Origin of the sequence: Sulfuricurvum sp., from assembly GCF_019163035.1 — a bacterium.
Taxonomy (GTDB): Bacteria; Campylobacterota; Campylobacteria; order Campylobacterales; family Sulfurimonadaceae; genus Sulfuricurvum.
This window is the reverse complement of sequence record NZ_JAFLKV010000118.1, coordinates 1-9866: the sequence shown is the minus strand read 5'-3', so window position 1 is coordinate 9866 and position 9866 is coordinate 1. Positions and strand designations below refer to the sequence as shown.

Below are 9866 nucleotides of genomic sequence, written 5' to 3'. Positions count from 1 at the left end.
AATACAATCATGTTCTATAAACCGATCGTGATCAATAATGAAGCGTGTTTGAAGTGTCATGGAAATGTCGAAGGGGATTTAGCCAAAGCGATTACGGCCGCGTATCCTGAGGATAAAGCAACCGGTTATAAGATGGGAGATTTACGAGGAATGATAGCTATCGAAATAGCACGATAACCTATCGCGCGTACTCGACAGCTCTGCTTTCACGGATAACGCTTACTTTTATCTCTCCGGGGAACTGCACTTTTTGAGAAATCTCATCGGCAATCTCGCGGGCGATCAAAGTCGTCTCATCATCACTCACATTTTGAGCACTGACAATAACCCGCACTTCACGCCCCGCATTGATCGCGTAGGCTTGTTTTACCCCCGCTTTTTGGGTAGCGATCTCTTCGATCTCACTCACACGGCGTAAGAAACTCTCCAACACTTCGCGTCGTGCTCCCGGACGGGCGGCGGAGAGGGTATCGGCGGCACACACCGCCGCACACTCGATACTTTTGATCTCTTCATGACCGTGATGGGCATAAATCGCATTGATAACCACCGGATCTTCACCGTAGCGACGGCACAGTTCCACCCCGATATCGACGTGGTTCCCCCCGTTATCTTGGGTCAGAGTTTTACCGATGTCATGGAGCAATCCCGCACGGCGGGCGAGTTTAACATCACCCCCCATCTCAGAAGCCATAATCCCCGCTAAGTGCGCCACTTCGAGCGTATGAGCAAGGGCATTTTGTCCGTAACTGGAGCGGTATTTTAACCGACCGACCAGTTTCATCAATTCAGGATGGATACCCCCTATCCCTAATTCAAGGACAATCTCTTCCCCCTCGCGGGTTGTTGATTCCTCAAACTCATCAGATACTTTTTGGTACACCTCTTCGATCCGTGCGGGCTGAATACGTCCGTCTTGGATCAAAAGCTCAATCGTTTTAGTCGCTATCGCACGGCGATAGAGGTTAAACGAACTCACAATAATCGCATTCGGTGTCTCATCGATAATGATATCGACCCCACTCACCATTTCGAGGGTTTTGATATTACGCCCCTCTTTACCGATAATGCGCCCTTTGAGCTCATCATCATCGAGATGGATCACACTGATGAGCCGCTCTGCGGCATATTCACCCGCAAATCGCGACGTTGCCTGTGCCAAAATATACTCAGCTTTGCGCTTGAGTTGCTCTTTGGACTGTTCTTCTATTTTACGTAGTTCTCTCGCTAAATCCAGACGCTCGCTCTCACGAATCTGGTCTAAAAGAATCGTTTTCGCTTCGTGTGCCGATAATCCGGAACGCTGCTCGACGATCACCTTAATTTGTTCACTTTTTTGGCGGTAGTCTTCTTTTAATTTCTCTAATGCACGTTCATTACGCTCAATATTGAGCCGTCTGTTTTCGATTACGGTACGCTCCTGTGAGAGCTTTTCCACTTCATTTTGTCGAAGATTTTCAAACTCACGTTCTGAGCGTTCAATCTTCTCTTCACGAAAAGCAAAATCTTTTTTGACTTGCTCAGAAGTTTCATCGTACCGTTTTTGCGCCTCTTTTTCGATCTCACGAGAGCGTAGTGAGGAGCGTTCTAACATCATTTGTGCTTCATTTTCAATCGCTTTGGATTTGGCTTTCGCCTGTTCCAAATAGAGATCAAAATGAGCTGCGGTAATCTTTTTTGAAATTAAAAATCCGACCAACCCGCTCACTGCGGCGATGCCGCTTCCTACGAGTAGTTCGTTCAACATTGGTTTTCCTCATACTTTGAACCCCATAGGGAGTTATGAGTAGATCTCCTTGCACATCATAATCATCACAAATATCGTGCGTCGTTCGGCATGCGCACGATTGAATAAAAATCGTAAACGGTTTCGTTTTTAGGGTCGGGAAAAATCGATCATACATCCCCTTACCGAAACCTACTCGGCGCAAAGATCCGTCTACCCCTACTACAGGGACAATAGCTACATCTATTAAATTATATTTTCTATACGAATTCCGTGGCTCATAAATCCCGAAAGCTTTACATTCCAACGGGTATCTCAATGGTACCATTTTGAAACTGACGCCATCCATAAACGGCAAATATACTTCTTTTTCACGACGAAAAGTGTGGATTGTTTTACGGATATCCGCTTCAAATCCCATAGGATAATAGAACAAAATCCGTTTCCCTGAGAATGTTTTTAAAATACGTTGCAACAATGCATTGATTTTTACATCACGCACTTTTTTCGTACTCGCGGGAAGAGATTTGAGCCGATTCAAACAATGGGCTCTAAAATCGCTTTTGGTCACTTTTTACCTTTGCTTCGTTATAATCTTCATCATTTTACTCTAAAAAAGGTTTTGTATGCGTTTAGCCCATTTATTAATCCCTTTATTCTCACTCTCACTCCTATTTCAAGGGTGCGACAAAAAAGAGTCTTCCGATGAGGCACTCGTCTCTACCGCTGAGTTTACCCTAATGGATACCCAAGGTAAAAGTTACAAAGTTGAAAAACGAGGAACTAATTTTACCCTCGATGCGGGAGATGACAAAATAGTATTATTTGATATTTTCGCCACGTGGTGTCCTCCTTGTCAAGCCGAAGTGATGCATTTGGGAAATTTGCAAAAAAAATACGGTGACGATTTGATTATTATGGGGATTACCATCGAAGAGGATAAAAGTAACGCCGAGCTCGATGCGTTCCGTGAAAAATACAAAGGGGGCGATTATCTCATCTCCAACAAAGCCGATAACCAAAACCTTGCCCGTGCTATCGCATCCACTATCGGCGTAGGTCAACAGTTCCCAATCCCTTTGATGGTTTTGTATAAAAACGGTCAATACGTGACCCATTACGCGGGTGCGACCCAAGAAGAGATTATTGATCGCGATATCGCTCAAGCATTAGGGAAATAAGTATGTTCTCATTCATCAAAAAAGGGCTTCAAAAAACTGTCGAGGCCATCAGTGCGATTATCCCTGATAAAAAAGCGACGATCAGTAAAAACGATCTCGAAAATATCCTCCTCGAAGCCGACGTTGAGTACGATCTCGTCGAAATCATTTTACGAGAGCTGTATCAAGAGAACATCACACGCGAACAACTCCGTTCTAAACTCCTTTCTACCCTCAACTATGCCCAAAACACATTACCCGATAATCCTGACAAACCGACGGTTACCCTCATCATCGGAGTCAACGGTGCAGGAAAAACGACAACGATTGCTAAACTAGCCCAACACCATCTGAACACGGGTGATCGAGTTATCCTCGGTGCGGGAGACACTTTCCGTGCCGCCGCCATCGAGCAACTCACGAGATGGGCAGATAAGCTCGAAGTCCCTATCGTCTCCTCTCGTCAAGGGCATGATCCGAGTGCCGTAGCCTATGACACGATCGAATCAGCAAAAGCACGAGGGTTCGAGCAGGTGATCATCGACACTGCAGGACGTCTCCACACCCAAACCAACCTCGGTAATGAGCTCAAAAAAATCGTCCGTATCTGTGACAAAGCCCACACCGGAGCACCGCACCGCAAAATCCTGATCCTAGATGGAACCCAAGGATCTTCGGCGATTGCCCAAGCCAAAGCATTTAATGAGATGGTAGGAGTCGATGGAATCATCATCACCAAACTCGACGGCACGGCGAAAGGGGGATCGGTATTCTCTATCGCCTACGCCCTCTCCCTACCGATCCTCTACATCGGCGTCGGTGAACAGCCTGAGCACCTGATACCGTTTAATAAATACGAATTTGTGGATGGTATTTTAGATGCTATTTTTGGGGAAGAGTCTAATACCTAATGGCAAAGAAAAAAAACGTCCTCTTCGAATGTCAACACTGCGGATTCACTACCCCAAAATGGATGGGAAAATGTACCAATTGCGGAGGATGGGACAGTTTTGTTGAACTGAGCGAACAACAGCAAGAGACGATTAAACTAACCTCTTCCTCTTCACCCTCAGGCGGAACCAAAGCCAAAGAGATCACCCAAATCGTCGAAGAGCACACTGAACGTTTTTCCAGTGACGATGCCGAACTTGATATGGTTCTCGGAGGGGGTGTCGTTCCCGGTTCTCTTGTCCTTATCGGAGGGAGCCCAGGTGTCGGAAAATCGACTCTGCTTTTGAAAATCGGCTCGAATTTGGCAAAACAAAACCGTAATGTCCTCTACGTATCGGGCGAAGAGAGCGAAGGGCAGATCAAACTCCGCGCCAACCGGCTCGGCGCCAATGTGGATAATCTCTATCTCCTCGCCGAAATACGACTGGAGCAGGTACTCTCCGAACTGTATGAACGCTCTTATGAGTGTATTATCATTGACTCGATCCAAACCCTCTACTCCGAAACTATCGCCTCCGCTCCCGGATCGGTGACACAGGTACGGCAAATCACATTTGATCTGATGCGCATTGCTAAAGAGCGCCGTATTGCCATTTTCATCATTGGACACATCACCAAAGAGGGCTCTATCGCAGGTCCCCGCGTCTTGGAGCACATGGTCGATGTCGTCCTCTATTTCGAAGGGGATAGCGGACATGAACTCCGAATATTACGCGGATTTAAAAATCGTTTCGGTCCTACGAGCGAAATCGGAGTTTTCGAGATGCGCCATGATGGTTTGGTATCGGCGAAAGACCTCTCCTCACGCTTTTTCAACCGTACCAAGTCCCAAAGCGGTTCCGCCCTCACCGTTATTATGGAAGGAACTCGCCCCATTGTCCTCGAAGTGCAAGCATTGGTAAGCGACACCCATGCCCCTAACCCAAAACGACAAGCGACAGGATTTGAAAACAACCGCCTCAATATGCTTCTCGCATTGCTGGAGCGAAAACTCGAAATTCCACTCAATAGCTACGATGTTTTTATCAATATCACGGGAGGGATCAAAATTACCGAAACCTCTGCCGATTTAGCAATACTCGCCGCCATCATCAGTAGCTTTCGTAACCGTGCTATCTCCAAAGAGACGGTATTTATTGGGGAAGTTTCCCTCGTCGGAGATATTCGTGAAGTATACCAACTCGATCAAAGGCTCAAAGAGGCGGCTTCTCAACAAATCACTAAAGCGCTAATCCCGAAAAAACCGATTGAGAAAACAGCGATCAAATGTTACGAAATTGACGAAGTAAGTAAACTACTTGAGTGGTTTTAACCTAAATTTCCGTATAATTACCCATTACAAACGAAGGATATTTTATGCCAGTATGTTCTATTGTTGCCGATCATAAATCCGAAGAGCTTTACAGTAAGCTCTCTCTAGCGTATTCAACCGAAGAAGAGCGCCAAATAATCGAAAAAGCGATTGAAGTGTGCACCCCATTATGTTCTACCGAACCTAATATTTACGGCGGTTCTGTAACTGAGGGGAAAAGAATGATTACTATAGAATATCATGACGTGAGTGATCGTGAAGATGGGCAAGTGTATGAAGCAATTATTAAATATTTGGGGATTGAAGAGTGCCGTTAAGCAAGAATGCCGCCAATCTAAGCGTCCAACGTCTCAAAGAATTTGCTGAAGGCAATGAAACATTTCAACAAACCTATTTCAAAAAGCATGAAACTCAATTACTCAATCTTGTCAAAGAGGGTCAAAACCCTCGTGCCCTTTTTATCGGCTGTTCCGATTCACGAGTTATTCCCGATCTCATCGTCCAATCGAGTCCGGGGGATTTGTTTGTCGTCCGTAACGTCGGTAATTTTGTCGCACCCTATAAACCCGATGAGGATTTCCACTCAACGGCGGCAGGGATAGAGTATGCAGTATTAGTGCTAGAAGTGTCCGAAATCATCATTTGCGGACATTCCCACTGTGGTGCTATTGAAGCACTCTATAAATCATCCTGCGATACCTCAATGATCCATACCGCCAAATGGCTTACCCTTGGAGAAAAAGCTAAATCGATGGCGATGTTGGCATTAGGGGAAAATACTCCCAACGAAGAGTTACTTCGTGCGACTGAACGCCTCTCAATTATTACCCAAATCGAAAATCTCCTCACCTACCCATACGTCAAAAAACTAGTAGAAGAAGAAAAGCTCTTTATCCACGGATGGTACTATGATATCGAGACAGGTGCTATCGAATACTATGACCCTGACATCTATCAATTCCGCCCGCTAAGTGAACTCGGAGAGTAATCTTCTCTCCTACCAATCCAAATACAAAAAGAGCGACGAGAGAAAATAGTTGGTGATAAAAATCGCTACCGCCGAATAAACAACGGCATAGATTGTCGATTGTCCTACTCCGCGTGCTCCTCCACTCGTGTGATAGCCGATGTAGCTACCGATTGAACTCACAATAAATCCAAATACTGCTGCTTTAATAACACCCGTCATAATGTCGCTAAATTCACCCAAACGCATCAATGTCTCTTGATAAGCAATCGGGTTAATCCCTAATACACTAGTCGAAATGATATACGCTGAACCTATAGCGACAAAATCAAACCAAATAACCAGTAGTGGTAACGAGATAACGGTGGCGATAATACGAGGGGTGATAAGATACTCTTTAGAGTTAACCCCTAAAATATCAATTGCATCAATCTGTTCTGAAACACGCATGGTTCCAAGCTCCGCCGCCATTGCGCTGATCGAGCGAGAAATCAACATTAATGAGGCAAAAACAGGTCCTAGCTCTTTTGTGATCGAAAGAAAGATAGTATAACCGATAAAATTCTCAATCCCGAATTGGTGAAAGCCCCCATAAAGCTGAATTGCTTCAACCATCCCTGTAAACAAACCGGTAAGGGTTACAACCCCCATACATCCCAATCCGATCACTTCGATTTGTGTTAAAACAATTTTATACCGTTTAAAAGCGAGAGGATAAAGTTTAAAAAGCTGTGTTTGAAATAAAATAAATTGTCCAAATTTTTCAATCGTCTCATAAAATTGGATAAAAGGGTAACCGATATAGCCTAAAAGTCTCTCTACCATAAATATTTCCTTCTTTTCATCTGCTAAGTTTACCAAAATTTCCATTAGGTACCGTGGCAAATTTCATAAGTTTCTTGCTACAATAAAGAATTAACTTAACTTAGGAGCTATGGATGGCTGAAAAAGAAAAAGAAGAGCAGGGAACCGAAGAAGGCGAGAAGAAAAAATCGGGGAATATGCTTTTGATTATTATCATCGCCGTGTTGGTACTCATTTTAGTAATTGGCGGCGTTGTTGCGGCACTGATGATGGGAAATGGTGATGCAGCAGCAGAAGCGGGTCACGGTGCTAAAACCGAAGTGGCAGCAGAAGGACATGCGCCGGCAGCAGATGCAGCTCATGAAGGCGAAGCAAAAGCCTCAGATGGACATGGAGAAGCTGGTGGCGAAGCAATGACCGAAGTGGGATTGATGTTTCCCCTCGATGCATTTACCGTCAATCTATTAAGTGAAAGTGGTCGTCGCTATCTCAAATGCGAAATCAATCTTGAAATGGAAGGGGAAGAGCTATCTCATGAACTGGAAGAGAAAAAACCTGTTTTCCGCGATATTATCATTCGTATTTTGAGTTCTAAATCACTTGAAGAGATTTCAACGGTAAAAGGTAAAGAGAAACTTAAAGAAGAGATTGTCCAAGATTTAAATACTCGTTTGAAAGACGGAAAAGTCAAAAATGTCTACTTTACCGACTTCGTGGTGCAATGATCGGCATCGACCTCATCAAAACCGACCGTTTGAAACGTACAATAGAACGTTTCGGCGATCGTGCTATTAATAGAGTGCTCTCTCAAAATGATATTCATTTGTATAAAAGCAATCAAAATTTTGCAGGTCTTTGGGCGGCAAAAGAGGCGTGTGCAAAAGCTTTAGGATGCGGTATCGGCGGCGAATGCGGTTTTCACGATATCATCCTCTCAAAAACTCCTAAAGGTGCCCCTCAACTCTCTCTTTCACCTCGTGTACGCGACTATTTTGGTATTACCGATGCATCTGTCTCGATTACACATGATGGTGAATTTACCATTGCTGTAGTAGCATTAGAACAATCAAAATCTTCAATAAAGTAAAAAATATGCAAGAACTCCTAAGCATTCAAAAATATGCATCCAAACACCATATCAGTACATTTAGCGTCATTAAAAAAACGATGAGCGGAGAATTACCCACCGTGGTCAAAGAAGAGAACGGTAAAGAGGTAACGTATATTGTGCTGAACCCTTCATCGGTTCAACCTAAAAACGATCTCAATAGTACCGCTATTGAAGAGTTTGAAATTGATTACAAAAAAGCGTATGAAGATTTGAATAAAGAGTATTTGATCCTAAAGACCAAATACGAAAGACTATTAGAGTTGCACGGTGAAAACTAAATCACCCTCCCCCGACAAAATCGAGTAGTTCAATCGTATCACCCTCGCTCAATAGAGCGCTTCCCCAACGATCTTTTTTGACGATCTCCATATTGAGAGCCGAAGCCATAACACGCTCTTCGAGACCTAACGAGCAGATCAAATCGAGCATACTCGACCCCTCCGCTATCTCTCTCATTTCACCGTTTACTTTTATCTGCATAATTACTCCTACATCGACATTTTAATAAGTTGAGCTATCGTTAAAAATTTCTTTGCTATCGCAAAATCGTATGGCGTTGCTCCGTCGTTGTTTTTTACATTTGGGTTTGCTTTAGCTTTGAGTAAAAAATCGACCACTTTTTCATTTCCGCTAAATGCCGCTTGATGCAATGGGGTAATCCACTCGTTATTTGCGAGATTGACATCAGCCCCCTCTAACACGACAAATGTTGTCAGCTCCAAGTTTTTCTTTTTGATTGCCAAGATCAACGGTGTATTCCCGTTTAAATCTTGAAAATTGATATCGGCTCCGTGTTTGAGCAAATATTTTGCCATGGTTACATCACCAAGCTTTATGGCAACATGAAGCGCACTTAGGCCTGCTTTATTTGCATCATCTATATTTACACCTGAGATAATGATAGCTTCAACTTTTTTCATATCCGCTTCATAAACAGCATCATGCAATTCCCCTGCATACAATGAAAAAGTGACCATCAGTATTATGAAAAATTTCATCCTCTATCCTTGAGTAAACCGTATCATCTTAAACCGTTCCCCCATAAGTGAGGGAGTAATAAGGATTTTGACTTTTTCAAGCTCTTGAACGTAGATTTCATCTCCAGCATGTTCTTTGAGCATCGCTAAGAGGTCTAAAATCCCCATTTCGACCAATGCCACCAGTTGTGTGGCGTACTGCGCACATTTGATCCCCTGAGCTTCATAGGCCTCTTTGACGTGAGTAAAGTTGACATCATAGGTAATATCACTTTTACCGAAAGCCTCAGCGCGCACCAGTGCCTCATCGAAAAGGGGAAATGTCTGGTGTTCTTGATAGACACGAATCGAAAAATCGCTCCGCGCATTCAACTCACCGTAATCGAAGCTCATAAACTCAAACCGTTTTGAAGAACCAGCCATTACCTCCGCAAACGATTCGTATCCTAAAGCAATTTCCCCGCGATCTTGCTTATATTTTTTAGCCAATGCAGCTATTTTAGGATCATCGATATCGAAAAATATCTCATGATTCTCTACACGGGCAATTTTCCCTTTATAGAAAAGTTCACACGAAAACGCGTCAAAAATCTCATTCGCGATAAAAAAGGTCGATTGCTCGTTTAGCTCGGATAGATTACTGTAATGTTCTAAATGCACTGCATTACCGAACGACTCGTCAAAATAATGTTGTTGCGCCGCTCTCAGATTTTCAAACCGCTCTACAATCCCGAATCTGAGAGTTTTCAATAATAAGGGGCGTAGGGTGTGGAGAAACTCTATAATATCCGCCAACAGATAACCGTGATGGGCACCGATCTCACAGATCAGCGAATCGGGGCTCAAAAACCCTTCATC

Annotated in this window: 15 protein-coding genes; 9 read left to right on the top strand and 6 right to left on the bottom strand. The window is 43.8% G+C overall.

Annotated features, from left to right (window positions below; all coding sequences use genetic code 11):
• Nucleotides 1-9: 9 nt before the first annotated feature.
• Nucleotides 10-177 (top strand): DUF3365 domain-containing protein, encoded by a 168-nt coding sequence (locus JZU62_RS11005; RefSeq protein WP_365956663.1) that lies wholly within the window; start codon nt 10-12, stop codon nt 175-177.
• 1 nt (nt 178) lies between these two features.
• Here the strand turns inward: JZU62_RS11005 and rny are convergent, their stop codons facing one another.
• Nucleotides 179-1747: a ribonuclease Y gene (rny, locus tag JZU62_RS08545; RefSeq protein WP_295013834.1), complete on the bottom strand. Its 1569-nt coding sequence runs from the start codon at nt 1745-1747 to the stop codon at nt 179-181.
• A complete protein-coding gene (locus JZU62_RS08540; protein ID WP_295013832.1) occupies nt 1653-2297 on the bottom strand; it encodes a 5-formyltetrahydrofolate cyclo-ligase in 645 nt (214 codons plus the stop codon). The genes rny and JZU62_RS08540 overlap by 95 nt, the downstream gene beginning before the upstream one ends.
• Before the next feature lie 55 nt (nt 2298-2352).
• Between JZU62_RS08540 and JZU62_RS08535 the strand changes: the two genes are divergently transcribed.
• The 5 genes from JZU62_RS08535 to JZU62_RS08515 are packed head-to-tail and all read left to right on the top strand — an operon-like array spanning nt 2353 to nt 6137.
• Nucleotides 2353-2907: a TlpA disulfide reductase family protein gene (locus JZU62_RS08535; RefSeq protein ID WP_295013830.1), complete on the top strand. Its 555-nt coding sequence runs from the start codon at nt 2353-2355 to the stop codon at nt 2905-2907.
• Nucleotides 2908-2909: 2 nt separating this feature from the next.
• Nucleotides 2910-3797 (top strand): signal recognition particle-docking protein FtsY, encoded by an 888-nt coding sequence (gene ftsY / locus JZU62_RS08530; protein ID WP_295013828.1) that lies wholly within the window; start codon nt 2910-2912, stop codon nt 3795-3797.
• Entirely contained in the window at nt 3797-5149 is a 1353-nt protein-coding gene (radA, locus tag JZU62_RS08525; RefSeq protein ID WP_295013827.1) for a DNA repair protein RadA, read from the top strand. Before ftsY ends, radA begins: the two co-directional genes overlap by 1 nt.
• A 44-nt stretch (nt 5150-5193) precedes the next feature.
• On the top strand, nt 5194-5466 hold the full coding sequence (locus tag JZU62_RS08520; protein ID WP_295013825.1) for a hypothetical protein: 273 nt from the start codon (nt 5194-5196) through the stop codon (nt 5464-5466).
• Nucleotides 5457-6137 (top strand): carbonic anhydrase, encoded by a 681-nt coding sequence (locus JZU62_RS08515; protein WP_295013823.1) that lies wholly within the window; start codon nt 5457-5459, stop codon nt 6135-6137. The genes JZU62_RS08520 and JZU62_RS08515 overlap by 10 nt, the downstream gene beginning before the upstream one ends.
• Nucleotides 6138-6146: 9 nt before the next feature.
• Here JZU62_RS08515 and JZU62_RS08510 read toward each other — a convergent pair whose 3' ends face one another.
• Nucleotides 6147-6941 (bottom strand): ABC transporter permease, encoded by a 795-nt coding sequence (locus JZU62_RS08510; RefSeq protein WP_295013821.1) that lies wholly within the window; start codon nt 6939-6941, stop codon nt 6147-6149.
• Nucleotides 6942-7054: 113 nt separating this feature from the next.
• Between JZU62_RS08510 and fliL the strand changes: the two genes are divergently transcribed.
• Genes fliL through JZU62_RS08495 form a run of 3 tightly spaced genes read left to right on the top strand, consistent with a single transcriptional unit; the run spans nt 7055 to nt 8309 of the window.
• Nucleotides 7055-7645, top strand: coding sequence for a flagellar basal body-associated protein FliL (fliL, locus tag JZU62_RS08505; RefSeq protein ID WP_295013819.1), 591 nt, complete (start codon nt 7055-7057; stop codon nt 7643-7645).
• Complete coding sequence (gene acpS, locus JZU62_RS08500) at nt 7642-8007, top strand: holo-ACP synthase (protein WP_295013817.1); 366 nt, start codon at nt 7642-7644, stop codon at nt 8005-8007. The genes fliL and acpS overlap by 4 nt, the downstream gene beginning before the upstream one ends.
• A gap of 5 nt (nt 8008-8012) precedes the next feature.
• Complete coding sequence (locus tag JZU62_RS08495; RefSeq protein WP_295013815.1) at nt 8013-8309, top strand: hypothetical protein; 297 nt, start codon at nt 8013-8015, stop codon at nt 8307-8309.
• 1 nt (nt 8310) lies between these two features.
• Here the strand turns inward: JZU62_RS08495 and thiS are convergent, their stop codons facing one another.
• The 3 genes from thiS to JZU62_RS08480 all read right to left on the bottom strand — a co-directional run.
• The gene (thiS, locus tag JZU62_RS08490) at nt 8311-8511 is read right to left on the bottom strand and encodes a sulfur carrier protein ThiS (RefSeq protein WP_295013813.1); all 201 of its coding nucleotides are present in this window, start codon (nt 8509-8511) and stop codon (nt 8311-8313) included.
• 8 nt (nt 8512-8519) lie between these two features.
• Nucleotides 8520-9029, bottom strand: a complete 510-nt coding sequence (locus JZU62_RS08485) for an ankyrin repeat domain-containing protein (RefSeq protein WP_295013811.1) — start codon at nt 9027-9029, stop codon at nt 8520-8522.
• A gap of 3 nt (nt 9030-9032) precedes the next feature.
• The coding region (locus JZU62_RS08480; RefSeq protein ID WP_295013809.1) for an SAM-dependent methyltransferase at nt 9033-9866 on the bottom strand (834 nt) is incomplete at its 5' end.